Genomic DNA, 23,524 nt, shown 5'->3' on the forward strand with positions numbered 1-23,524 from the left:
CCCACCAAATTCGACGTAACATTATTCTCCCAAACGGCTCTTTCGCCGCGTAAGGACGGCCGATGCTTGATTTGCAATCGCGTAGGATGTCGGCGCGAGAAGATGCGTCCCCCGAATCGCTTCGCTCCTGGTGGTCCCAGCCCCCAAGGCAAGCCGAGTGCGGGTTCGAACTTGAAGTTCAGACCCGTCTGCCCGTGCACGCCTCGGCGCAACTTCGAAAATTCGAAGCCGCGCCAGAATCCGGATTTACAGGCGCTCTTTGCACGGGGCGGCAGCGCCTTGACACAAGTGCAAGCGCATCAAAAAACCCCCGGCAGTCGCCTGCCGGGGGTTCGTGGATTGGATCCAAGAATCAGGATCAGAAGTTGCGTTGAGCGCGCAGCAGCAGAGAGACCGTGTTCTGGTCCTTGAGCTCATAGAAGGCAGCCGGCTTGAGAGTCGACGCTATGGCCGGGGCCGCGGCAAGACCAGAGAACTTCTGGTCGATATTGGTCCAGGTCACTTCGCCCGAGAAGGTCAGGTTCTTGACCGGGGTCCAACGCGTGATCAGGCCCAAGCTCGAGATGTTGAAGTCCGGATTGCAGTTGGCAAGTGCAATGCCAAGCCCGGTGACGCCGGGGCTGGCGCAGATCAAGCCCTTGGCCGTGTTGCTGTAGCGGACCGCCGCCCACGAACCGTAGATCGCCGTGTTCCAATACGGATTCCAGTTGTGGGTGTAGGCGCCACGCATGCCATAGCTGGTGGTCAGCTCAAGGCCGGTGCCACCCCCCGCACTGCTGTAGACCGCATCAGACGGACCAGCGAACGCGATGCTCTGATAGGCCAGCGGATTGCTGGTGCCGCCGTAGAGGAACATCGAGGTCGGAGCCAGGCTCTGATCGTTGTAGCGCGTCGCACCGTTGGTGTAGACGCCCTGAACGTTGATGGTGTCGCCAGCTCCGGTCGGGATGTTCTTGATCGACAGAGCCAGTTGACCAGCCCAGCCCCATTTGTCGCCGGGATGACCGGTGGTCTCGTTCGCACCATAATAGGCAGCGTGGTTGTCATGCGCCGCGAACGACGCCTGGAACAGGCCCCAGGCCTGATCGACACGGACCATTGCGACGAGATCGGGCGAGCGGGTGCCGCCGAACGCACCGCCGCCATAGGCGCCGCCGAGCACACCGCTGGTGGACGACAGAGCCGTGTTCCAGATATTGGTCTGGAAATAGGCGGTCGGATCCTGCGCCGAGAACGAGGCCGTGATGCCCTGGCCGAAATCGGCGGTGTAGCTGAACTGGTTCACACCGGTGTCCGAACCGCTGCCGCCCCACAGGCCGTCGAAGTTGTTGCCCGGATAGTTGCTCCAAGGCGCGTCGAACTGCGAGGTGGCCTTGCCCATGGTGAAGCCGGCGAACTGGATGAAGGCATAGTACACGCCGAGCGTACCGCCTGCGATCGCGCCCGCATTGGCATTGTTCGGCGCGGAAGCGCCGGCGACACCGGTGCCGCCACCGATCTGGGAATAGACCGTCGAACCGTTGCCGTTGGCATTGCCCGTGTAGTTATCGGTGGTCCAGGTGAAGACCCCCTCGAAATAGGTGCGGACCACGCCGTACTCGGTCGCCGTCCGCGTATCGACGTTCAATTTTTCGCGGGAACGGGTGAAGTAGTAGTTGCTCAGGCGGTTCTTGGCGGCGGAGACGCTGGTCACGGCGCTGTTGTACTCGCCACCGCTGTTGAACGAGGTCTCAACGCGCAGATAGCCGCCGAGCTTGATGCAGGTATCGGTGCCGGGGATGTAGTAGAAACCGGCGCCGTAGAGCGAGCACACTTTCACATATTCGACCGCCTTGGCCTTGATCGGAAGGTCAGCGGCCTGCGCCCCGGCGGTCGCGGCAAGCAAAGCGGCTGCCGAGCCCATCACGAGGCTCTTCATCACGTTCATAGTCCAATCTCCAAGCTATTTTCGGCCAGGGATTCCGCGGAGATCTGAGCCCCTCGGAATCGTACCCTGATCCCCCATCGACCCGGCGCTCAGCCGCTGGCGCCATTTCGCCCTACCCGCTGCAGCCACACGACCGGACTTCAGCGAAGCCTCCGTCACGGGATGATCGAGTAGTCTCCCCACCGTCGCCACGACTATGCCTTCGCAGACGCAGAATTAAAATCATTTACTAGGTCAGATAATTGAATGAGGCGACAGTGTGTCTCGACAGCCACATTGGCGGTGCGATGCTGCGGTGCATGGCTGACCAACGGCGTGCTCCTAGATAAGTGATTTCGTTATGGATTTTTTTTAATTAGGCTAGCGGGTGAAATCGGAACATCGCGAGCTATGGCGCTCATCAGCAAATCCAAAGACGACCCGTCAGAACAGGCTGAGCCGTCCCAACGGCCGGTATTTTCCCGCAAGAATCAGGATGCGGTTCGCAGACTCACCTGGGAAATCGCATCCATCAGCGTCCATCTGGAAGAGCTACGGTACTTCTGGGCCAAGGCCCTCGGTATCAGCGGACCGCAATGGATGATCCTGATGGCGATCTCCGACCTGGACAAGGGCGACGGTGTTCCCGTGAATGCGGTCGCCAAGATGCTGCACGTCGACTCCTCTTTCGTCACGACGCAATCGAAGCTTCTCGAGAAGAAGGGCTTCATGCGCCGCAAGCCGGCACCGGAAGATGCGCGTGTGGTGCGGATGTCGCTCACCGACAAGACCTACAAGCAGCTCGCCACCCTTGCCGCGCAGCAGGACGACATCCACGACTTCATCTTCGAGGAATTCGAGGAGCAGGAGCTCGTCGCCTTCACCGACAAGCTCGCGGCCCTGAAGGGCCGAATCGAGAAAGCCTGCATGAAGGTCGCGCTCGGCATCTAGCGGTCAGAAGCCGATCTAGGGGCAGAAGCCAACATTTGCATCGCAAGGTTGGCCTCTGCGGTGTCTCGGCGTTGCCAGGCGCGCGATCAGCTGCGCAGCCCGGTGCTGCTGCCGAGGCGCATCGCGATCCAGTCGAAGATGAACTCGTTGGCAGCCGCGGACGCGTCGGCCGAGCTTTGCTCACCGGACAAGATCTTCAACGTAATGTCCGGGTGCTCGCGCTTCATCTGCGCTACCAGCTTGGTGGCTTGCTTTGGGCACAGCCAGCCTTGCTCGTGCATGGCGATCAGGACCGGACACATGATGTGGCGGGCCACCCTGCTCGTCCCGATGGTCGACACCAGGCCGCCATGACCAGACGCGGACCGGCGGGCCAGGAAAGCGCGCTCATGCATGTCCCACAGGCCTGCATCGCAGACCGCCACCGCATAGCGCTGATCCAAGGCGATGCCGCGGGCCACGAATGAGGATCCCCAGTCCTCGGCGAGAACAGCGATTCGGGTCTCGTCGACGTCCTCGCGTTCAGAGACGTAGTCCATCACGCTCGCGACCGCCGATTCGAGATCGCGGCTGCCGACGATGTCGTCGAACCGACTTGCCGTTTCAACCCCGAGCAGATCGACCACCAGCAGCGACAGACCGCGTGCGATGGCGTGTCCGGCGAGCTTCAACAAGGCGGCTTCCTTGCGCCGCCCCGGTTCGACAAAACAGACCACCGTCGCTGCTTTGCCGGCCTCACCGCGCGACGGCAGGAAATAGCCCTGCAGCGGATAGTCGGCGCGCCAGGGGATGGTCACCACGGCGCCCTTCGGGTCGGCGCAGCGCAGAAAAGCACTGCCGCAGGCGCGCATGCGCGCGAGCACCGTCTGTTGCCGGCTGTCCGAACTCGTGAACGGGAAGGCCGCGGCCTCGTAATAATTGATCGCACGCAGCCAGTAATTCTGGGCGGAGTCCAAACCGCAGGTGGCCGAGGTTTCCGCCACAAAGCGGGCATGATCGCCGAGCCTGGTCCATTCCCGACACCAGGAATCCTCGTCGTCGACGTCGATCCGGCGCGCCGTCGCCAGACATTCGGCGATATCCGAACCCCCGTCCGGCAAGCTACCCAGGAGCCGATTGAGCTCGTCGGAAAGATCTTCCCTTCCCGGCCAAGGGCTTGACGTCTGGTTCAGAAAGTTTTCCGACCGCATTGGCAAGATCACTTTCACGTTAGGCGGTTCCCCACAATGAACTTATGTTTGTCCATAGAGTGGCTGAGCGGGTAAATCGTCGTCAAGAGAACCGGATAAGACCGGCCGGGCTTTTTTGGTACGCTATCAGACCGACCGCCCTACACGCGTAACAGAATACCTCACACAATCTGCGCGCGAGACCCGCAATACACGATACACAACATAAGATACGGGTCGCCGATCCAACCAAGCGCGCGGCGGCATCACGCTTTTCTGCCCCAACGTCCAGGGATTCGCCCAACGGGCCGATTCGGAAGACTCTCTGCTTCCCGCGACAAGTGTTCCGGCTCCAAAAGCCGAGAAACCTCCAGCGGGGCATCGCTGGAGGTTTCGGAGGTTTAACACTAAAAAGGGTGTGTCTCCTTTGCAGGCCACTCTTCGATGAGCGGCGACACGCTTATTAATTAGCTTAGTAGCTCATCTATTTTCAATATCTATTTTGAGAAATGAGCGGCCTGTCGACAGCCAAAAGCTCTTTGAGACAATTTGGCCACACCACATCGCGCAAAGCTGCGGATTCCCGTTCGGATTCCGCAATTCCGGCAGGCAGGATGATGAAGTGGATCCGCCCCAGTGGCCGGCAATTTACGCGGCCCGGGCTCTTCGATCAGGCTTTGCGCGATCGCGATCGCCGTCAGAGAGAGTGCTGGTGATCCGGCATGCCGCTGAATGGCCGGAAACGGTCCCTGACCACCTGATGACACTCGCAGCCGGAGCGCCGTAATCCATCCAGGTCCAGGATGCGAAGCGCGCCGCGCGTCCGCGCCACAATGCCCTGCGCTTCGAGCTGAGCCAACGCCACAGACACACCCGGCCGGCGGACGCCCAAAGCGTCGGCGAGCAGACCATGCGTGACCGGCAGCACATCGCTCTCGATCATGTCATGGGCGAGCAGAAGCCAACGCGCGAGCCGCTCCGACAGCTCATGCTTGGCGTTGCACATCGCAATCTGCGCCTTGAGGGCCATCAGCACCTGGACGTATTTGAGCAGATGCTCCTTGATGGAGGGACGCTCCACCATCAGCCCGCGCAGCGTTTCCGCCTCGATCCCGAGCGCCTGCCCGGGAACGAGCACCACCGTGCGCTGAATCGCGATCATCGTGCCGAGCACGACCGAGACACCGATGAACCCGCAACGGCCGACATTCGCGACTTCGACCGCGCCGTCTTTCGGGCTGCGGACGACGCGCGAGATCAGGCCACTCTCGACAAAATAAACCGCGTCCGGGCAGCGAAATGCATCATGCAGAATGTCGTTTCGCCGCAACGAGACGCGGCGCAGATGAGGACGGAGCAGCGCGAAATCTGCCTCTGGAAGCGTGGCGAGAATCAAATTCCGAACGATGTACGCTGATTGCGATCCCGAAAGGGATGGCGTCGCCGGAACTAATTCGAACATCGTCCTCCCACATCCGTTGCTTGCAAGCGCCCCCATCAACGCTTTTGTCGCGCCCTCCATCCTGCAGCGCATTGCGGATGAAATAAAGACCAAAACTCGTTTCATGCCAACACATTGCTCGGCGCAGCTCAAGATCTTTGGCGCTCGTTTGCGTCGGCTGCGACGATGCTCAAGCTTGCGGCACCGAATGGGCCATTGATGCCCTTGGCATGCCTTCATGCCGGCCCGGTCCCGCCCGATTCCGCACCAAAAAAAGCCCCCGGCAGTCACCTGCCGGGGGCTCCTGGATCGAGATGATCGAAAGATCGGGATCAGAAGTTACGCTGAGCGCGCAGCAGCAAGCTCACCGTGTCCTGGTCCTTCAGCTCGTAGGCAGCGGCCGGCTTGGCAACCGCGTTGACCGCCGGAGCTGCGATCACGCCCGAGAACTTCTGGTCGAGATGGCTGTAGGTCACGTCCGCCGAGAAGGTCAGGTTCTTGACCGGGGTCCAGCGCGTGATCAAACCGACCTGCCCGATGTTGAAGTCGGGGTTGCAGCCCGCACCGGTGATGCCGAGAGCAACAAAGCCCGGGCTCGTGCAGATCAGACCCTTGGCAGTATTGTCATAACGAACAGCCGCCCAGGCACCGTACAGCGCCGTGTTCCAGTACGGATCCCAATTGTGCGTGAACGCACCGCGGAAACCGTAGGTGGTGGTCAGCTCCACGCCCGTGCCGACGCCAAACACACCGTCCGACACGCCAGCAATGCCGAGGCTCTGATAGGCGTTGCCGCTGCTGCCGTACATCGCGTACGAGGTCTGCGCCAAGCTCTGGAAGTTGTAGCGGCTAGCACCGTTGGTGTAGACGCCCTGGACGTTGATGGTGTCGCCAGGTCCCGTCGGGATGTTCTTGATCGACAGAGCCAGCTGACCAGCCCAACCCCACTTGTCGCCCGGATGACCGGAGGTCTCGGTCGCACCGTAGTAGGCGGTGTGGTTGTCATGCGCCGCGAACGACGCCTGGAACAGACCCCAGGCCTGGTCGACACGGACCATGCCGATGATGTCCGGAGCCACCGTGCCACCGAAGGCGTTGCCGCCGTAGGAGCCGGTCAGCACGCCGCCGGCCGTCGAGAGCGAGGTGTTCCAGAGGTTGGTGGTCTGGTACAGCGCCTGGTCCTGCACCGAGATCGCCGCCGTGATGCCCTGGCCGAAATCAGCGGTGTAGGTGAACTGGTTCACGCCGGTGACAGTGCCGCCGCCGCCGACCAGCTGGTCGAAGTTGTTGCCGGGATAGTTGGTCCAGGGCGCGTCGAACTGCGACACGGCCTTACCCATCGTGAAGCCGGCGAACTGGATGAAGGCGTAGTAGACACCGAGCGAGCCGCCGGCGATGCCGTCATTGCTCAGACCGTTGACCGAGGTCAGGTTGGCCGTGTTGGCCGCACCGGTCGAGTAGAAGGTCGAACCGTTGCCCGAGCCACCATAGGTGCCCGAGGTCCAGGTGAAGACCACGTCGGCGTAGGTACGGACCACGCCATATTCGGTCGCGGTGCGCGTGTCGACGTTGAAGTCTTCACGCGAACGGGCCTGGTAGTAGTTGGTCAGGCGGTTGTTGGCGCCGGGCGAGCCGGCATAGGCAGCGTTGTAGTCGCCGTTGGTGTGGGCGAGAGCGTCCACACGCAGATAGCCGCCCAGCTTGATGCAGGTGTCGGTGCCGGGAATGTAGTAGAAACCAGCGCCGTAGAGCGAGCAGACCTTCACATACTCGACCGCCTTGGCCTTGATCGGAAGGTCGGCCGCCTGCGCCCCGGTGGCTGCGGCAAGCAAAGCAGCTGCCGAGCCCAGGACAAGGCTCTTCATCACGTTCATATGTTAAACCTCCAAGTTGCTCAGTCAGGGAAGGTTCCGCCTCCGCTGGGTGTGAACACCCTTGGAATCTCGTACCCTGGTCCCCTTCGACCCGTCGCTCAGCCGCATCGCGCACTCGGAAACCCGCGTGACCGCGAGCACTTGAGCGAACGACTAAAACGGGACGACGCAGGGATGCCCCCCTCCGTCGCAAGGTCAGAATTACCGAAGCACATTGCACACGCAACAAAGGAACCGCCACAGTGAAGGCAAAGCGGCCGGTTTCTGGAGGGGTGTTGCATTAATAACACTCGCCCATCACGGTCAGAGCGCTTCGCAAGTTTTTGTTTTTGCTTGCTTTTATCCTGCAACGCCAATCAACCCGGAAGGCCACCGCGCTGAACGCACCAAAGGCACCGTTCGCCCCAGCCCTCAATCGAAAGCATTCCGGCCGCTCCCGCGGCTGATTTGCGGCGAGAATCGCGGGCCCTTGACCGGCTCGATAGACGGGATTTGCCAGAGCATTTGCGACATCAGAGAGGCTTCAGCCTGCTTGACGGCAAACGTCGCAGCGACACTCATTCAAGTTGAGGGGCTACCGAAAGACTAAGCTCGGCCCGTAGTGGCACCGGCCCTGCCGGCACGGCGTTTGGGGCTTCCCGTCAGGCCGACAAGGGCTCGGGGCTTCAATGCCTTCCAGCCGCCTTGCCGAACCGGGATTTGTTGAAGCGGGGGAAATGGCGGAGACGGAGGGATTCGAACCCTCGATAGGGCTTTACAACCCTATAACGGTTTAGCAAACCGCCGCCTTCAGCCACTCGGCCACGTCTCCGGCTGTGGTCGGTATGCCCGAGGCCGCGCCGCGCCGCAAGCGGCAGATTGTGGACGAGTCGATTTCCTAAGGCCGAGCGAGCGGCAAAGGGCGCAACTTCGCCATTTGCCGCTTGGCTCCCGTATCTTACATCCCAACCGTCTGGCGATGACCTTCGAGATAGACGCGCTCCGACGGGGTGGGCCGATCCATGCCCCACATGGCGCGGTGCCAGAATGGATAAAGCGGGTGCGGACGGCCGGCCACCTCGATGCGCGCAGCCTGCTCGGGCGAAAGCGTCAGGTCATCGGAGGCAAGATTGTCCGCGAGCTGCTCAGCGGTGCGCGCGCCCAGCACGATCGAGTTGATGCCCGGACGGTCGCGCAGCCAGGCCAGCGTCACCTGCGGGACGGACCGCCCGGTTTCGGCGGCGACGTGCTCGATGGCCTTCAGCACCCGGGCGAAGCGATCCCAGTCGGAGACGAACGGCTCCTTCCAGCCTTCTGCGCCCTGGCGCGTCCCTTGCGGCGCGGCGCCGTCGGCCTTCACCTTGCCGCCGAACAGCCCTTGGCCGAGCGGGCTCCAGATCATCGCGCCGATGCCGAACTCTTCACCGGCCGGGATCAGCTCATATTCGGCCTCCCGCGCCTCCGGCGTGTAATAGATCTGATGCGCGACCGGCGGGACCAGGCCCGGCTGTTTCGCGATCATGGCTGTCTTCGCCAGCGACCAGCCGCTGTAGTTGGAGATGCCCCAGTAGCGGATCTTCCCGGCCTTCACGAAGCCGGACATGGTCTCGACCGTCTCCTCGATCGGCGTCACGCCGTCCCACTGGTGGATGAAATAGAGATCGAGCCAGTCGGTGTTGAGCCGCGCGAGCGTGCCATCGAGTTGGCGCGTGAGATGGACGCGCGAGGCACCGCCGCCATTCGGCCCCTCCTCGACTTCCGAACGCCCTTTGCTGAACACGAGCACCTTGTCCCGCTTGCCCGCCAGCGCCGCGCCGAGCACCTTTTCCGCATCGCCCTTCGAGTAGAGATTGGCGGTGTCGAATGCGTTGACGCCGGCATCGATGGCCATGTCCACCAGCCGTCTGGCATTGGCAACGTCGAGATTGCCCAAGGCTTCGAAGCCGTGGGTGCCCGCAAAGGTCAGCGTGCCCAAAATGTAGCGCGAGACCTTCATGCCGGAGTGACCGAGGGGAACATAGTCCATCTGTGCGCCTTCCGCTGCTCGAGTGATCAGGACATCCAATGCACAGGAGAACGCTCGGTTCGTCGCTTGTCACTCAACGAAAACTTGAGCGCAGATCAGCCGGCTCGGGTTCCGCCTCTCCTCCCCGGCACGCGGCCTTCGCCATCGCGTGGCGCATGACGTCCCAGATGCGCGGATTGCCGGATTGCGTCACGTTGACGCGAAGGAAGCCAGCAGCGGTCTGCGACACGCTGAAGACATTGCCGGGAGCGAGCACGACGTCCTCAGCGAGTGCCGTTCTGGCCAAGGCCGCGGAGTCGCATCCTTCCGGTAAACGGCACCAGAGATGAAAGCCGCCGCGCGGCATCAGCCAGGGCTCGATCCCGAGCGCCTGCAATGCGCGCGTCGTGTCGCGCATCGCCCGCGCAAGCTTCCGCCGCAACTCATCCATGTGCTTGCGATAGCCGCCGCCGGCCAGCACGTCGGCGATCACGGCTGTCGCGACCGGGCTCGGGCCGCCGAAACTGGTTGCGAGCTGAAGATCGACCAGTCCCTCGACCCAGTCCGCCCTGGCGGCGATATAGCCACAGCGCACCGATGCAGAGAGCGTCTTGGAAAAGCTGCCGATCCGGATCACCCGGTTGAGGCCGTCGAGCGCGGCGAGCCGCGGCGAAGGCTCCGGCTCGAAATCCGCGAAGATGTCGTCCTCGACGATCGTCAGCTCATGCGCGGCAGCGGCGATCAGCAGCCGATGCGCCGTCGATAGCGACAGCGTTGCGCCGGTGGGGTTATGCAGGGCTGAGTTGGTGACGTAGAGCCGCGGCCGTTCGGCCGCAAGAATCGCTTCGAAACGCGTGATGTCGGGCCCCGATGACGTGTAGGGCACGCCGATGATCGTCACCTGATGCGCACGCAGCAGCGCCCTGAAATTGAAGTAGCAGGGATCGTCGACCAGGACCGTATCGCCGGGCCGAAGCAGGAAGCGGCAGATCAGATCGATCGCCTGCGTGCCGGATCCAGTTAGCAGCAACTGGTTGGCCGCAACGTCGAGCCCCTCTTCGGCAAAGCGGGCCAGCAGCAATCGGCGGAGCGCCAGCGAGCCGCGCGTGCCGCCGTAGTCGACGAGCAGCGCATCCTCGGCGCGCGCAACGGTCCGAAGCGCCCGGCGCAACAGCATGCTCGGCATCAACTCCGCCGGCAGCCAGCCGCAGCCGGGCATCAGAGCGTTGGGCTCCGCCTCGAGCGATTGCCGCGAGACCCAGAACGGATCGACCGCACGATCGCGACGGGGCTCCGCTTCGGCAAGCAGCAGCGGCAGCGCCGCTGCGGTCGCCGAGACATAGAAGCCGGAGCCGCGGCGGGCGCGGATCAATCCTTCCGCGGCCAAGCGCTCATAAGCCTCGACCACGGTCGACGGCGAGATGCCCATGGTCGCGGCAAAGCGGCGGACCGACGGCAGGCGATCGCCGGCACCAAGCGTGCGGGCCGCGACACGGGCGCGGATCACCTTCATCACCTCGAGCGTCCGCGTTCCGCCTCGCCCAGGCCTGTCCATGCGCTTATTCAATTGTATGGGAATCCATATCAATACAGTTTTGCCAGATTGTATTGAATTGTGGCTGGTCGCGCCAGCCGAGAGACCGCAGGATCGTCTTGGAACAGGCGAGGCGACGAGATGACGAGCACTACGGACGGCTGGCGGGATGGGCTCCTCGGGGTCATCATTTTCAGCGCCTCGCTGCCGGCGACGCGCGTCGCCGTTGCCGGCTTCTCACCCCTGTTCCTGACATCGGCGCGCGCCGTCATCGCAGGCTTGCTGGGCGCAATGATGCTGCGATGGCTTCAGCCAACAAGACCGGCGCGGCGCGATATCGCCTCGCTCGCGATCGTCGCGACCGGCGTCGTCATCGGCTTCCCGCTCCTGACTGCACTCGCGCTTCAACACATCACGTCGGCGCACTCGATCATCTTCATCGGCCTGTTGCCGCTATCGACGGCGATCTTTGGTGTGCTGCGCGGCGGCGAGCGACCGAATTGGATGTTCTGGCCGTTCGCTGTGCTCGGCAGCGCTGTCGTGATGGGTTTCGCGCTCGCCGGCGACGACAGGACATCCGTCTCCGGCGATCTCTTGATGCTGGCAGCGATCCTGCTGTGCGGATTGGGCTACGCCGAGGGCGCCAAGCTGTCGCGCCGTCTTGGCGGCTGGCAGGTGATGTCATGGGCGCTGCTGCTTTCGCTGCCGATCACGCTCGCACTCGCCATCGCCGCCCTGCCCGCCTCCTGGGACACGATCAATGGCGGCGCATGGACCGGGCTCGCTTATGTCTCGGTGTTCAGCTCGCTGATCGGCTTCATGTTCTGGTATCGCGGGCTTGCCGTCGGCGGCACCGCCAGCGTCGGCCAGCTGCAACTGCTGCAGCCGTTCTTCGGCCTCGCACTGGCCGGTCTGCTGCTCGGCGAGCCTGTGGCCTGGACCATGATCCTGACGACAGGTCTCGTTGTCCTCTGTGTCGCCCTGGCCAGGCGCTACGCTTGACGCGTTGGCGCCGTCCACCACGCCAAGCGCGACATCAGTCGAACAGCGTTCGCGTCACATTGACAATGAAGGCAGCGGGCACGCCGATGACGGCGCCGATGAAACCATAGATCAGGCTGCCCCAGACGGATGCAACGCCGCCCGGCCCCATCACCGCGCCATACAGGATGCCGATGCCGCAGCAGACCAGCGTGATCGTCAGGAGCCTGCGGTCGTTGGTTGCCTCGGCGCGCAGCTTACGGCGTTCGCGCGTGTTCTGAATGTACGGGCCGGAAGGTTCGGTCGAGCCGCAATGCGGGCAAGCCACGGCGGAGAAGGAGACAAGCTCCCCGCAATCGTGACAGTCGATCAATTCCCGGCCTTTGACTTGCCCCATCCGCGCGACCTCGGTACCGCCACTCGCATCGAACGACAGATAGGTCATTTGAGGGCGGCCTGCGAGAGCGCTCACCTGCACGCAGGTGTCGAGACGACGACGGAACAACACGGAGACCCCCAAAGCCGCACCCGCTGGTCGCACGTGCGGCGTGTCGAGGTCCGATCATCGGCGATGGCGGGCAGCGGTTGGAAACCGAGTCCCCGTCAGTGCGCGGTCATCCAGGTGCGGGCTTCGCGCAGAGCCTGCGCGATCTCAGCGGCCGACATCTGCTCGGCGATCTCGCGTCGCATCGTGATCGCATCGCTCCGGCCCTTCAACGCGGCGAGATTGAACCATTTATGCGCAGCGATCAGGTCGACCGGACCCAGCCGGCCGCTCGCATGCAGCATGGCGAGCTCGAACAGCACATTACCGTCGGCTGCCTGCTCGACCGCGGTCGCATCCTCGAGATTGAGTAGTCCTTGAAACATTGTCGCTCTCCGTTTCGGAGGCGTCGCGCCATCGAGCGCGCGGCTCCCGTCCACTGTTCAACGCTGAGCTGGTCGCCCAGCTCATCCCCATGCCGTTTGCCGGCTTATGGGCGGAGCATGACCGATCAAGTTTGAAAGGCAGTTTAAGCATCGTGCTGAACGGGATCTGAATGCGCGGCACGGCGGAGTTCTGCGCCAGCCATCGAACACTTTGATCTGATTGGAATTTTCAGATGCGCGCGGCGGCCGATCGACACTGCCGGTTGGCAGACTGGTAACCATCGCGGATGGCAGCGTGACGCGCGCCGGCGAGTCTTGGGAGGCGCAAGCGACCGCGTGCGACCGGACGGAGAGACAAAGATAAAGGAAAGGGAGCACGCCGACAGCGCGGCTGCAAAAAACACGAGGGCGTCGGCGAACACGTCAGGACCAGATCACTTGGAGGCCACGCGGCTGAGCCGCGAGGCCATCCATGAGATTGCAGACCGAAACGCGGATCTGCACCGAACGAAGAAAACTCGTTTCTTCTACCGGACCGGCTTGCCGAAGCGACGAGGCTTTCGAAAGTTCGATCCGGCCGTCGACCTGATGTCTCGCCGACACCCTCTTCGTCGTGGACCTTAATGGCCTGAACCACTCATAACGAGCAACCAGGCCGGACGTTCCAACGACGCGCCGGCATCAAGCTGCCGGCTCATCTCGCGATGACCGCGAGATTTACTTCTTCTTGGCGACCTTCTTGGTCTTCTTCGCGGTCTTCTTCGCCGCGGTCTTCGCAGTCTTCTTCACTGCCTTCTTCGCCTTCTTCGCTTTCTTCGCCATGTTGCCCTCCGATGTGAGATGGCTTAGTCGCTGCGTGCACTCGGGAATCGAGATGCACTCCTTCCCGAATACACCAACGCAAAGAAAAAAACAGCTTCCGGCTTAAGGAAGTGTTGACACGCGAACGCGCGCGCGCGCGACGCAGTTCGCGAGACGAGCGGACGAGCAACGCGGTCGATGACGCGGGCCGCACGCGAATGCAAAATCATCGAACTAATAAAGAGCGCAGGAAAGGCCTTTACTGCAGGCATTTTCTGCAAGCCCTGCTGAAGCCGCGACACCGCGCGCAACGGCGTCGCAATCAAGAGACTCAGCCGAAGGAAGCCGCGCCCGAACGTCGAGTCGGGAAATTTTGGCAACGAAAAAAATTTTCGTTGATAGGGTCGCGCGCTCGATCCGGACTTGATCCGGGGCTCATCAAAGGTGGCTTTTTTGCGAATCGCGCACGAGCGATTCGCAAAACGCGAGCCGCAACGACGCGAGGCGCAACGCACGCGAGGCGTTGGAACGAAGACGACGTCGTCATTCGACGCCGGCATTCGCATCCCATCAGGGAGGCGCGTGCACGGGCGTTGGCGTTCGGAGGAACGCTAGCCGGCCCTTCGACGCGGTGGAGCTTGGGGGGTTAACGTTCGCATCGCGACGTCCCGGCAGACAGGAAGCGAACGTGCATCCGCTTCCCGTGCCGTCGTTTCAGATGCCGAGCTTGCTCTTGAGCAGATCGTTGACGGCCTGCGGATTGGCCTTGCCGCCGGAGGACTTCATCACCTGGCCGACGAACCAGCCGACCAGCTGCGGCTTGGCCTGCGCTTGGGCGACCTTGTCGGGATTGGCGGCGATGATCTCGTCGACCACCCTCTCGATCGCGCCGAGATCGGTCACTTGCTTCATGCCGCGCTGTTCGACGAGGGCGCGCGGATCGCCGCCTTCGGTCCAGACGATCTCGAACAGGTCCTTGGCGATCTTGCCGGAGATCGTGCCCTCGCCGATCAGCGCGATGATATCGGCGAGCTGGCCGGCCGAGACCGGCGAGGCGGAAATGTCGCGGCCTTCCTTGTTGAGCCGGCCGAACAGCTCGTTGATCACCCAATTGGCGGCGAGCTTGCCGTCGCGGGCGCGGTCGGCAAGCTCCGAGAGCACGGTTTCATAGAAGGCTGCGCTCTCCCGTTCCGCCACCAGCACGCTCGCATCATAGGCCGACAGCCCGAAATCGGCGATGAAGCGCGCCCTCTTCTGGTCCGGCAGCTCTGGCAGATGCGCCTTCAGCTCATCCACGAAGGACTGCGAGAACTCGAGCGGCAACAGGTCGGGATCAGGGAAATACCGGTAGTCATGCGCCTCTTCCTTGGAGCGCATCGAACGCGTCTCGCCCTTGTTGGGGTCGAACAGCCGCGTTTCCTGCTCGATCACCCCGCCGTCCTCGATGATCTCGATCTGGCGCCGCGCCTCGTGCTCGATCGCCTGGCCGATAAAGTTGATCGAGTTCATGTTCTTGATCTCGCAGCGGGTGCCGAGCGGTCCGCCCGGCTTGCGCACGGAGACATTGACGTCGGCGCGCAAGGAACCCTTCTCCATGTCGCCATCGCAGGTGCCGAGGTAGCGCAGGATCGAGCGCAGCTTGGTGACGTAGGCCTTGGCCTGCTCGGCATCGCGGATGTCGGGCTTGGAGACGATCTCCATCAGCGCCACGCCTGAGCGGTTGAGATCGACGAAAGACATCGAGGGCGATTGGTCGTGCAGCAACTTACCTGCATCCTGTTCAAGGTGCAGACGCTCGATGCCGATCGTGGCGGTCCTGCCGCCCTCGAGCTCGACGGTCACCTCGCCCTCGCCCACGACCGGCGACTTGTATTGGCTGATCTGGTAACCCTGCGGCAGGTCGGGGTAGAAATAGTTCTTGCGGTCGAACACCGAGCGCAAATTGATCTTGGCGTTCAGCCCGAGCCCGGTGCGCACCGCCTGGCGGACGCATTCCTCGTTGATGACAGGCAACATGCCTGGCATCGCCGCGTCGACCAGCGAGACATGGGTATTGGGATCGCCGCCGAACGCGGTCGAGGCGCCGGAGAACAGCTTCGACTTCGAGGTGACCTGGGCATGGATCTCCATGCCGATCACGACCTCCCAGTCGCCGGTTGCGCCCTTGATCAGCTTGCCGCTGGTTGCCGTCATGGCTCTCTAACTCCCAAGCAGTGCGGATGTGATCCGCTCCCATTCCACGTCCAGCGCATCCTTTGCGACCGGCTGTCCGGCCTGCCGGTACCAGTAGGATGCATTGCCGAGATCGCCTTCGATCCGATGCAGATGCGCGTGCACCCAGGCGGCCTCGCGCGTCGGCTCGTCCTGGACGATCTTGTGCGCGCGATCCCAATCGCCCTTCGCCGCCCACCAGAGTCCGGCAAGCGGCGGCGTAACGTCAGACGCGGGCGCGTCGCCCGCGAGGCTGGCCTTGAATTGCGCGAGGTCTACCACCACCGGACCGGCGTGAAGCGTCCCGCCGCCTGCTCGATCACCTCACCAAGCGAGAACAGCGTCTCCTCATCGAACGGGCGGCCGATCAGCTGCAGGCCAAGCGGCAGACCCTGGCTGTCCTTGCCGGCAGGCACCGCGATGCCGGGCAGACCGGCCATGTTCACGGTCACCGTGAAGATGTCATTGAGATACATCTCGATCGGATCGGCGCCGCCCTTCTCGCCGATGCCGAAGGCGGCCGACGGTGTCGCCGGGGTGAGGATCGCATGGATGCCCTTGGCGAAGCAGTCCTCGAAATCCTTCTTGATGAGGGTGCGGACCTTCTGCGCACGCAGATAATAGGCGTCGTAATAACCGGCCGACAGCACATAGGTGCCGATCATGACGCGGCGGCGCACCTCGGCCCCAAAACCTTCGGCGCGGGTGTTCTCGTACAATTCTCCGATCGAGCGCCCGGGCACGCGCAAGCCATAGCGCACGCCGTCGTAGCGTGCGAGATTGGACGAGGCCTCTGCCGGCGCCACGATGTAATAGGCCGGCAGCGCGTATTTGGTGTGCGGCAGCGACACCTCGACCAGCTCGGCGCCAGCCGCTTTCAGCCAGGCCGCGCCTTCGCTCCAGAGCTTCTCGATCTCGGCCGGCATGCCGTCGAGGCGATACTCCTTGGGGATGCCGATCTTCATGCCCCTCACGGATCTGCCGATCGCGGCCTCGTAGTCCGGCACCTCGCGATCGACCGAGGTGGTGTCCTTCGGATCGTGGCCGGCCATCGAGCGCAACAGGATCGCGGCATCGCGGGTCGAGCGCGCAATCGGCCCGGCCTGGTCGAGCGACGAGGCAAAGGCGACGATGCCCCAGCGCGAGCAGCGGCCATAGGTCGGCTTGATGCCGACGGTCGCGGTGAAGGCCGCCGGCTGGCGGATCGAGCCGCCGGTATCGGTCGCGGTCGCGCCCATGCAGAGCAGCGCCGCCACCGCGGACGCCGAGCCACCGGACGAGCCGCCGGGCACCAGCGTGGTGTTCGATCCTTCCCGCCGCCAGGGATTGCCGACCGGGCCAAAGCACGAGGTCTCGTTCGACGAGCCCATCGCGAACTCGTCATTGTTGAGCTTGCCGAGCATCACGGCGCCGTCGCGCCAGAGCTGCGAGGTGATGGTCGATTCATAGGTCGGCACGAAATTACCGAGGATCTTCGAGCAGGCGGTGGTGCGCACGTCCTTGGTCGCGAACAGATCCTTGATCCCGAGCGGGATGCCGGCGAGCGGGCCGCCGTCACCTTTCGCGATCTTGGCGTCGGCCTCTTGCGCCATCGCACGCGCCGCATCCGGCGTCTCCAGCACGAAGGCGTTGAGTGCGCGCGCCTCTTCCATCGCCTTCAGATGGGCGTCGGTGAGCTCGAGCGAGGTGAAAGTCTTGGCCGCGAGACCCTTGCGGGCCTCGGCGAGCGTCAGCGAAGTCAAATCGGTCATTTATTGATCGGGCTGCAGAAGAATGGAGAAAGCGTCTTGTCGTTGGCGGGATCGTCCTGCTTCGCGCGGGCGTTGGTCTCAGCATTGACCTGGGCCTGAAGCACATCGAGCACGGCATCGACCGCCTTGTCGGGATCGGCGGCCTTGCCCTGCCGCTCCATCGCGTCGAGGTAATTCATATAGGCCTGGTAGGCCTTTTCGTCGTCGCAGAGCAGACACATGGGTTTGGCTCGTCGGTTCGTTACGGCGTTGCGGCTATTCCACGACTTTCGGCACCAGAAAGAAATGGTTTTCGGTCGTCGGCGCGTTCTTGACGATGTCGTCGGCGATCTCGCCGTCGGTCACCACGTCCTGCCGCTTTTTCATCTCCATCGGCGTCACCGAGGTCATCGGCTCGACGCCGTCGATATTGACCTCCGAGAGCTGCTCGACAAACGCCAGCATGGCGTTCAATTCACCCTGCAGATGCGGAACCTCTGCTTCGGAAACAGCGATCCGCGCCAGTTGGGCAATACGGCGGACGGTGGCGGCATCGACGGACATTATATAAGGGCCTCGAACGGGGATACGAGCCCGCTCGTATAGCAGAGGCCGCTTTCGCGCTGCAACCGCGCGGGCCGCGCGCGGCAGCGTCAACATCAAGGCAGCAGAGGAGAGGCTGTCCGTCAGCCTGCCATGAGGCGCAACCGCGCCTGCGCGTCATGAGCCAATTTGCGCGTCAATTCCGCCGCCGGGAGCTCACGGCCGAGCGGCAGCGCCTGCCCGGCCCAGAGATTGGTAAAATCGACCTTCCCCAGCTTTTCGGCCGCCGTCTTCAAGGGAGCCAGCGCCGTGGCCGCATGCGGAAAGGCCGGCGCATCCGGCGAAATGGGGCCGACCTCGCGCATGACGCGGTTGGCGACGCCGCGCGCGAGCCGCCCCGTCATCACATTGGTGATGACGGTCGATTCGTCGCTCGCCTGGGCCAGCGCGGCGCGCGCCGGCGCGATCACCTTGGACTCCGGGCAACGCAGATAGGCGCTGCCGATCTGCACGCCGGAGGCGCCGAGTGCAAAGGCGGCCGCAATGCCACGTCCATCGGCGATGCCGCCGGCCGCGATCACCGGGAGCTTCACCGCATCGACCACTTGCGGGACCAGCGCGAAGGTGCCGACCTGTTCGGCCAGCTTGTCGGTCAGGAACATGCCGCGATGGCCGCCGGCGTCGGCGCCTTGCGCGATGATGACGTCGGCACCGTTCTGTTCGAGCCACACCGCCTCGCGTACCACCGTCGCCGACGCCAGCACCAGCGCGCCGGCGGCCTTGACGCGCTTGAGCAGCGCCGGCTCCGGCAAGCCGAAATGAAAACTTATGACCTCCGGCTTCAGCTCCTCGACAACAGCGCACATCGCGGCATCGAACGGCGCGCGGTTGGCGGCATTGACCGGTGCGGCCGAGTCAAGCCCGAGCTCCTGGTAGTACGGCGTCAGCCGCTGCCTCCACCCGGCCTCACGGGCCGGATCCGGCTCGACCGCCTGGTGACAGAAGAAGTTCATGTTGATTGGAGCTGCGACGCGCTGGCGGATGATGTTGACCTGCTCGCGCGCCTTCTCGGCGGTGAGCATTGCGCAAGGCAGCGAGCCGAGCCCGCCGCCTTCGGCGACCGCGATCACCAGTTCGGCGTCCATCACGCCGGCCATCGGCGCCAGCACGATCGGATGCTCGGTCTTGAAGAGGTCGAGGAGACGGCGGTCGGGCCACATGCTCTGCTCCTTGATGCTACTCGGCTGCGGTGAGCGAAGAATTCCGACGCCCTTGCAGGATTTGATCGGTCTCGTCAGCCATGCGGGCGACGATCTCGGCGGCCGGTGGGATATCATGGATCAAGCCGACCGCCTCGCCTGCGATGACCGCGGCGACATCAAAATTGGCGGAGGCGCGTGCCGCCATATAGTCAGGCACGATCACGCTCCTTTGCTGTAAGAGCTCGATTTCGCGCCCCATCCAGCGGCGCGCGTGATCGTTGAGCAGACAACGCCCGGTGAACGGAGCCGGCCAGGTGATGTTGCGCGAGAGATCGAAGATGATGCTGCGGATGGTCTCGCCGGACCTGGCTGCGCAGATCCGTCGCTTGGCCTCATCAGCACCATCGGCCTCCTGGCTCGCATAGAAGCGGGTGCCAAGCAGCACGCCGCTTGCGCCCAGCATGAGCATCGCCGCAAGGCCGCGGCCGTCGGCAATGCCGCCGGCGGCAACCACCGGCACCCGGCCGGCTGCGAGATCGACGATCGCCGGCACGATGTCGAGCGTGGTCCGCGATGCGCCGTGGCCGCCAGCCTCCGTCCCTTGCGCGATCAGAATGTCAGCACCGGCATCGAGCGCCTGGGTTGCCATCGTCTCGTCCTGGACCTGGCAGATCAGCAGCGTCCCTGTCGCCTTGATTGCGGCCGCGAACGGCCCGGGATCGCCGAAGGACAACATGATGGCCCGCGGACGCGCGGCAATCGCGAGGTCGAGCAGTTCGGGTTGCGTCGCGAGCGACCAGGTGATGAAGCCGATGCCGAAGGGCGCGGAGAACCCCTTCAGCTTCGCGATCTCCCGTTCCAGCCAGCTTCGATCACCATAGCCGCCGCCGAGAATGCCGAACCCACCCGCACTGCTGACCGCGCGCACCAGCCTTGAGCCCGCCACGATGTCCATCGGCGCCGACAGGATCGGATTGCGGACTCCAAGCTTCGTGGTCAGCGGTGTCGCCAGCGGCATGTGCGTCCTCCTGCGCTGGACGCCAAGACTAGGTCGCGCTAGCATTCTCTGGAAATGAATACTTGAGAACTCAGACATCATGAAATCGAAACGAACCTGATCGTGGAACTCTCCGACCTCATGACCTTTGCGGCGGTGGCGCGTACCGGCGGTATCACGCGCGCAGCCGAAGCGCTCAACACGGTGCAGTCCAACGTGACCCAGCGCATCAAGGCGCTGGAGGCCGAGATCGGCACGGCGTTATTCGAACGTCACAGCCGCGGCATGACGCTGACGGGTGCCGGTCGCCGCCTGCTGCCGTACGCGCAACGGATGGCGGCATTATCGCGCGAGGCGCTGCTGGCGGCGCGCGACGATGGCGACGCCAAGGGGCCGCTTGCGATCGGCTCGATGGAGACTACCGCCGCGGTGCGGCTGCCTGCCGTGCTCGCAAGCTTCCATCGCCGCTTTCCGGCGGTCAGCTTGACGCTACGCACCGCCACCACGGCCGAACTCGCGACCGCCGTGCTTGAAGGCTCGCTCGACGGTGCCTTCGTGACCAGCCCGATCGACCATGCCGAACTGACGGGCATCACCGCTTTCCGCGAGGAATTGGTATTGATCACGGCGCAGCGTTTCGACAGCCTCGCCTCTTTACGCGCGGGTACGGCGGAATCAGGACCGACCGCGCTGGTTTTCAGGGTCGGCTGCACCTACCGTCACCGGCTGGAGAACCTGTTCGCAACGCTCGGTTGGCCATCGGCCGCGCGCTGCGAACTGGGAACGCTCGATGGCATGATCGGCTGTGTCGCGGCCGGGATGGGCGTGGCGCTGCTGCCGCGCACGGTGGTCGAACGCAGCGAGCTTGCCAGAGAGATCAGCATCCTTGCACTGGAGCCGCAGTTCGCGCACGTCGAGACGTTGTTTGTTTACCGACGCAGCCTGCATCACCCCAGTGCGCTGGCGGCATTCATCTCCAGTCTCGAGAGCGAAGAGAGCGAGATCGCGGCCTGAGCTTGACGCTATCTCGTGTCCACTGTCCACGTGCATTCCCTGGCGAGGACTTTGCCTTGCGGGCATGGCGCGTGTTAAGCGCATTGCCATGCCCGCTCCCATTCTCCCCCTCGTCGAAGCCGCAAGCCACTGGCCCGAGCGTGGTGCGTTGATCGGCCTCGATCTCGGCACCAAGACCATTGGCGTTGCGGTGTCCGATCCGGACCGAAAGCTCGCCACGGGCGTGGAGACGATCCAGCGCAAGGCCTTCAAGGCCGATGCCGCGCGGCTGCTGGCGCTCGCCACTGAGCGCAAGGCGGTCGGTATCGTGCTGGGTCTGCCGATCAACATGGATGGCAGCGAGGGGCCGCGCGCGCAATCGACCCGCGCCTTCGCTCGCAATCTCGCCGGCCTCACCGAGCTGCCGATTGGCCTGTGGGACGAGCGGCTCTCGACCGCAGCGGTCGAGCGCGAACTGATCGGGATGGATGTGAGCCGGGCCCGGCGCGCCGAGGTGATCGACACCCATGCCGCGATCTTCATCCTGCAGGGCGCGCTCGACCGGCTCGCCAAGCTGCGGCAGTCTGGGCAATAGCCGATGGGCGTGGTGATCGCGGCCCTGCTGCCGGTATTCCTGCTGATCGTGCTCGGGCTGGTGCTCAAGCACAGCCTGATGCGGCTCGACACGCAATGGCACGGCCTGGAACGGCTGACCTATTATGTCCTGTTTCCAGCGCTCCTGGTGCAGACGCTGGTGAAGGCCGACCTCAGCAAGGTCCCGGTCGCGGGCGTCGGTGGCGCGCTGTTCCTCGCCGCGCTCGCCATGTCCCTGCTCTGCCTGGCGCTCAGGCCGCTGCTGACGCGTCTTTCGATCGACGGTCCCGCCTTCAGCTCGATCTTTCAGGGCGCCACGCGCTGGCAGACCTATGTCGCGCTCGGCGTCTCCAGCAGCCTGTATGGCGCCACCGGCCTGGCGCTGGCCTCGGTGGCGATGGTCGCAATCATCCCGATGGTCAACGTCTTCAGCGTTGCCGTGCTTGCCTCCTGCGCCTCGCCTGGAAAGCGCTCGTTTGGCGAGATCGCGGCCACCGTCCTCCGCAACCCATTGATCTGGGCCTGCGCGATCGGGCTTCTGCTCAATGTCCTGCACGTCCCGCTGCCGAAGCTGTGGCATGACGTCGCCGACGCGCTGGCGCAGGCGTCACTGGCCATCGGCCTGCTCGTCACCGGCGCCGGGCTGCATTTCGAGGGATTGTGGCGCGCCGGCACCGCGGCGACGGTCGGTGTGGTGCTCAAGCTCGTGGTAATGCCGGCGCTCGCTCTCGCACTTGCAGTCTGGTTCGGACTATCAGGCCCCAGCCTCGTCATCGTCGCGGTCGCGTCCGCAGTGCCGACCTCGCCCAGCGCCTATGTATTGGCCCGGCAGATGGGCGGCGACGCGCCGCTGCTGGCGCAGATCATCACGCTGCAGACCGCGCTGGCGGCGGTGACGATGCCGCTCTTCGTCGCGCTGGTCGCAACCGGCTAGGTCATCAGGCCGATCGAAAAAAGGGCATAAAGATTGTTTGCGGAATGCATGACCATTGCCAGCATGGTCGAGCCGCTGCGGTAACGAAAAAAGCCGAGCACAAGGCCTGAAACGAAAATCTCGAAGACCCCGAACCAGTCGTATTGGATGTGGCCCGCGGCCCATAACGCCGAGCTCAGGACAATAGCGCCTGCGGGCCGCAGAAAAGATACCGACCAGCCGCGAAACAGAAAGCCTCGGAACACAAATTCCTCAAAGATCGGGGCTCCAAGGCAGCCTGTCACCAAATAAAGAAAGAACTGCATGGGTGGACCACTGCTCGCGCCGCGGTATTCCGCGACAAGGCCGGCGTCCGTCTCGTGGAGCAAATTCTCGGTCAGGCCCAGCGCATTGAGAACAATGAACATGACGAGCAGAGCAAGAATGAGCTCGTTGCGCTCGGGCCATATCAGAGCGAGATATTCGGAGAACTGCTGCCGCGCGAGCCGGACGGCGAGCCATATGACCGCAAGCCCGCAAGGGAATCCGCCGAGCATAGCGGCTGACTGCCAGTATCCCTGGTCGAGCAGCTCCTCATATTGAACTGTTGGCGGCACGTGATGCACGACGATCAACAGCGCAAATGTCAGGAGCCCCCCGAAACTGAACGCCAGACAGGCTAGCAGTCCAAAACCCAATGTGCCGAAAAAGTACCAAGTGCGCGGCGCCTTCGGTGCGCAAACAGCGTCGCTCATGATGACCCCCGCCGGTTTCGATCGATCCTGGCGTGAATGGCCGAGCTAAGCAACGACAGGCTTCGGGATCTCTTA

At 63.6% G+C, this 23,524-nt stretch carries 22 protein-coding genes and 1 tRNA gene; 5 read left to right on the forward strand and 18 right to left on the reverse strand.

What is annotated here, in order from left to right; translation table 11 throughout:
• Window positions 1-358: 358 nt before the first annotated feature.
• Window positions 359-1,927, reverse strand: coding sequence for a porin (locus ACQR1W_RS28620; protein WP_434853920.1), 1,569 nt, complete (start codon window positions 1,925-1,927; stop codon window positions 359-361).
• 390 nt (window positions 1,928-2,317) lie between these two features.
• On the opposite strand from ACQR1W_RS28620, the gene ACQR1W_RS28625 reads away from it, so the two are divergent.
• Window positions 2,318-2,857 (forward strand): MarR family winged helix-turn-helix transcriptional regulator, encoded by a 540-nt coding sequence (locus tag ACQR1W_RS28625; protein ID WP_434853921.1) that lies wholly within the window; start codon window positions 2,318-2,320, stop codon window positions 2,855-2,857.
• A gap of 86 nt (window positions 2,858-2,943) precedes the next feature.
• Here the strand turns inward: ACQR1W_RS28625 and ACQR1W_RS28630 are convergent, their stop codons facing one another.
• From ACQR1W_RS28630 to ACQR1W_RS28655, 6 genes are all read right to left on the reverse strand, one after another.
• Window positions 2,944-4,065 carry an alpha/beta hydrolase family protein gene (locus tag ACQR1W_RS28630; protein ID WP_434853922.1) on the reverse strand — a complete coding sequence of 374 codons (1,122 nt, stop codon included), beginning with the start codon at window positions 4,063-4,065 and terminating at the stop codon, window positions 2,944-2,946.
• Between the two features lie 658 nt (window positions 4,066-4,723).
• Window positions 4,724-5,488: a Crp/Fnr family transcriptional regulator gene (locus ACQR1W_RS28635; protein WP_008971395.1), complete on the reverse strand. Its 765-nt coding sequence runs from the start codon at window positions 5,486-5,488 to the stop codon at window positions 4,724-4,726.
• A 311-nt stretch (window positions 5,489-5,799) separates the two neighbouring features.
• Entirely contained in the window at window positions 5,800-7,341 is a 1,542-nt protein-coding gene (locus tag ACQR1W_RS28640) for a porin (RefSeq protein ID WP_434853923.1), read from the reverse strand.
• Window positions 7,342-8,058: 717 nt separating this feature from the next.
• Window positions 8,059-8,152, reverse strand: a tRNA-Ser gene (locus ACQR1W_RS28645).
• A gap of 126 nt (window positions 8,153-8,278) precedes the next feature.
• Entirely contained in the window at window positions 8,279-9,346 is a 1,068-nt protein-coding gene (locus ACQR1W_RS28650; protein WP_434853924.1) for an aldo/keto reductase, read from the reverse strand.
• 73 nt (window positions 9,347-9,419) lie between these two features.
• Window positions 9,420-10,880, reverse strand: coding sequence for a PLP-dependent aminotransferase family protein (locus ACQR1W_RS28655; RefSeq protein ID WP_434853925.1), 1,461 nt, complete (start codon window positions 10,878-10,880; stop codon window positions 9,420-9,422).
• 120 nt (window positions 10,881-11,000) lie between these two features.
• Here ACQR1W_RS28655 and ACQR1W_RS28660 point away from each other — a divergent pair, with 120 nt between their 5' ends.
• Window positions 11,001-11,861, forward strand: coding sequence for a DMT family transporter (locus ACQR1W_RS28660; RefSeq protein ID WP_434853926.1), 861 nt, complete (start codon window positions 11,001-11,003; stop codon window positions 11,859-11,861).
• A gap of 34 nt (window positions 11,862-11,895) precedes the next feature.
• On the opposite strand, the gene ACQR1W_RS28665 is transcribed toward ACQR1W_RS28660, so the two are convergent.
• From ACQR1W_RS28665 to ACQR1W_RS28710, 10 genes are all read right to left on the reverse strand, one after another.
• A complete protein-coding gene (locus ACQR1W_RS28665) occupies window positions 11,896-12,348 on the reverse strand; it encodes a hypothetical protein (RefSeq protein WP_434853927.1) in 453 nt (150 codons plus the stop codon).
• Between the two features lie 95 nt (window positions 12,349-12,443).
• Complete coding sequence (locus ACQR1W_RS28670; protein WP_434853928.1) at window positions 12,444-12,710, reverse strand: hypothetical protein; 267 nt, start codon at window positions 12,708-12,710, stop codon at window positions 12,444-12,446.
• A gap of 845 nt (window positions 12,711-13,555) precedes the next feature.
• A complete protein-coding gene (locus ACQR1W_RS28675; RefSeq protein ID WP_434853929.1) occupies window positions 13,556-14,071 on the reverse strand; it encodes a hypothetical protein in 516 nt (171 codons plus the stop codon).
• Window positions 14,072-14,225: 154 nt separating this feature from the next.
• Complete coding sequence (gene gatB / locus ACQR1W_RS28680) at window positions 14,226-15,704, reverse strand: Asp-tRNA(Asn)/Glu-tRNA(Gln) amidotransferase subunit GatB (protein WP_434853930.1); 1,479 nt, start codon at window positions 15,702-15,704, stop codon at window positions 14,226-14,228.
• A 6-nt stretch (window positions 15,705-15,710) separates the two neighbouring features.
• On the reverse strand, window positions 15,711-16,007 hold the full coding sequence (locus ACQR1W_RS28685; protein WP_434853931.1) for a hypothetical protein: 297 nt from the start codon (window positions 16,005-16,007) through the stop codon (window positions 15,711-15,713).
• Window positions 15,998-17,473 carry an Asp-tRNA(Asn)/Glu-tRNA(Gln) amidotransferase subunit GatA gene (gatA, locus tag ACQR1W_RS28690; RefSeq protein ID WP_434853932.1) on the reverse strand — a complete coding sequence of 492 codons (1,476 nt, stop codon included), beginning with the start codon at window positions 17,471-17,473 and terminating at the stop codon, window positions 15,998-16,000. The genes ACQR1W_RS28685 and gatA overlap by 10 nt, the downstream gene beginning before the upstream one ends.
• Entirely contained in the window at window positions 17,470-17,694 is a 225-nt protein-coding gene (locus ACQR1W_RS28695; protein ID WP_434853933.1) for a hypothetical protein, read from the reverse strand. Before ACQR1W_RS28695 ends, gatA begins: the two co-directional genes overlap by 4 nt.
• A gap of 34 nt (window positions 17,695-17,728) precedes the next feature.
• Window positions 17,729-18,016, reverse strand: coding sequence for an Asp-tRNA(Asn)/Glu-tRNA(Gln) amidotransferase subunit GatC (gatC, locus tag ACQR1W_RS28700; protein WP_434854039.1), 288 nt, complete (start codon window positions 18,014-18,016; stop codon window positions 17,729-17,731).
• A 122-nt stretch (window positions 18,017-18,138) separates the two neighbouring features.
• Window positions 18,139-19,215 (reverse strand): NAD(P)H-dependent flavin oxidoreductase, encoded by a 1,077-nt coding sequence (locus tag ACQR1W_RS28705; protein WP_434853934.1) that lies wholly within the window; start codon window positions 19,213-19,215, stop codon window positions 18,139-18,141.
• Between the two features lie 16 nt (window positions 19,216-19,231).
• Entirely contained in the window at window positions 19,232-20,215 is a 984-nt protein-coding gene (locus ACQR1W_RS28710; protein ID WP_434853935.1) for an NAD(P)H-dependent flavin oxidoreductase, read from the reverse strand.
• A gap of 102 nt (window positions 20,216-20,317) precedes the next feature.
• Between ACQR1W_RS28710 and ACQR1W_RS28715 the strand changes: the two genes are divergently transcribed.
• From ACQR1W_RS28715 to ACQR1W_RS28725, 3 genes are all read left to right on the forward strand, one after another.
• A complete protein-coding gene (locus tag ACQR1W_RS28715; RefSeq protein ID WP_434853936.1) occupies window positions 20,318-21,208 on the forward strand; it encodes a LysR family transcriptional regulator in 891 nt (296 codons plus the stop codon).
• An 88-nt stretch (window positions 21,209-21,296) separates the two neighbouring features.
• Entirely contained in the window at window positions 21,297-21,782 is a 486-nt protein-coding gene (gene ruvX, locus ACQR1W_RS28720) for a Holliday junction resolvase RuvX (RefSeq protein ID WP_434853937.1), read from the forward strand.
• Window positions 21,783-21,785: 3 nt separating this feature from the next.
• Complete coding sequence (locus ACQR1W_RS28725) at window positions 21,786-22,715, forward strand: AEC family transporter (RefSeq protein ID WP_434853938.1); 930 nt, start codon at window positions 21,786-21,788, stop codon at window positions 22,713-22,715.
• Here the strand turns inward: ACQR1W_RS28725 and ACQR1W_RS28730 are convergent.
• On the reverse strand, window positions 22,712-23,320 hold the full coding sequence (locus ACQR1W_RS28730; RefSeq protein WP_434854040.1) for a CPBP family intramembrane glutamic endopeptidase: 609 nt from the start codon (window positions 23,318-23,320) through the stop codon (window positions 22,712-22,714). The two genes, ACQR1W_RS28725 and ACQR1W_RS28730, sit on opposite strands and share 4 nt — an antisense overlap.
• Window positions 23,321-23,524 lie beyond the last annotated feature (204 nt).

The sequence above is a fragment of the Bradyrhizobium sp. HKCCYLS1011 genome (assembly GCF_051167795.1).
Lineage (GTDB): Bacteria > Pseudomonadota > Alphaproteobacteria > Rhizobiales > Xanthobacteraceae > Bradyrhizobium.

What these genes read in the sequence shown, in the direction of transcription:
- ACQR1W_RS28620 (WP_434853920.1), bottom strand. Translation starts at nt 1,927, where the DNA reads ATGAACGTGATGAAGAGCCTCGTGATGGGCTCGGCAGCCGCTTTGCTT.
- ACQR1W_RS28625 (WP_434853921.1), top strand. Translation starts at nt 2,318, where the DNA reads ATGGCGCTCATCAGCAAATCCAAAGACGACCCGTCAGAACAGGCTGAG.
- ACQR1W_RS28635 (WP_008971395.1), bottom strand. Translation starts at nt 5,488, where the DNA reads ATGTTCGAATTAGTTCCGGCGACGCCATCCCTTTCGGGATCGCAATCA.
- ACQR1W_RS28640 (WP_434853923.1), bottom strand. Translation starts at nt 7,341, where the DNA reads ATGAACGTGATGAAGAGCCTTGTCCTGGGCTCGGCAGCTGCTTTGCTT.
- ACQR1W_RS28650 (WP_434853924.1), bottom strand. Translation starts at nt 9,346, where the DNA reads ATGGACTATGTTCCCCTCGGTCACTCCGGCATGAAGGTCTCGCGCTAC.
- ACQR1W_RS28655 (WP_434853925.1), bottom strand. Translation starts at nt 10,880, where the DNA reads ATGGACAGGCCTGGGCGAGGCGGAACGCGGACGCTCGAGGTGATGAAG.
- ACQR1W_RS28660 (WP_434853926.1), top strand. Translation starts at nt 11,001, where the DNA reads ATGACGAGCACTACGGACGGCTGGCGGGATGGGCTCCTCGGGGTCATC.
- ACQR1W_RS28670 (WP_434853928.1), bottom strand. Translation starts at nt 12,710, where the DNA reads ATGTTTCAAGGACTACTCAATCTCGAGGATGCGACCGCGGTCGAGCAG.
- ACQR1W_RS28675 (WP_434853929.1), bottom strand. Translation starts at nt 14,071, where the DNA reads ATGCCGGCGTCGAATGACGACGTCGTCTTCGTTCCAACGCCTCGCGTG.
- gatB (WP_434853930.1), bottom strand. Translation starts at nt 15,704, where the DNA reads ATGACGGCAACCAGCGGCAAGCTGATCAAGGGCGCAACCGGCGACTGG.
- gatA (WP_434853932.1), bottom strand. Translation starts at nt 17,473, where the DNA reads ATGACCGATTTGACTTCGCTGACGCTCGCCGAGGCCCGCAAGGGTCTC.
- ACQR1W_RS28695 (WP_434853933.1), bottom strand. Translation starts at nt 17,694, where the DNA reads ATGTGTCTGCTCTGCGACGACGAAAAGGCCTACCAGGCCTATATGAAT.
- gatC (WP_434854039.1), bottom strand. Translation starts at nt 18,016, where the DNA reads ATGTCCGTCGATGCCGCCACCGTCCGCCGTATTGCCCAACTGGCGCGG.
- ACQR1W_RS28705 (WP_434853934.1), bottom strand. Translation starts at nt 19,215, where the DNA reads ATGTGGCCCGACCGCCGTCTCCTCGACCTCTTCAAGACCGAGCATCCG.
- ACQR1W_RS28710 (WP_434853935.1), bottom strand. Translation starts at nt 20,215, where the DNA reads ATGCCGCTGGCGACACCGCTGACCACGAAGCTTGGAGTCCGCAATCCG.
- ruvX (WP_434853937.1), top strand. Translation starts at nt 21,297, where the DNA reads ATGCCCGCTCCCATTCTCCCCCTCGTCGAAGCCGCAAGCCACTGGCCC.
- ACQR1W_RS28725 (WP_434853938.1), top strand. Translation starts at nt 21,786, where the DNA reads ATGGGCGTGGTGATCGCGGCCCTGCTGCCGGTATTCCTGCTGATCGTG.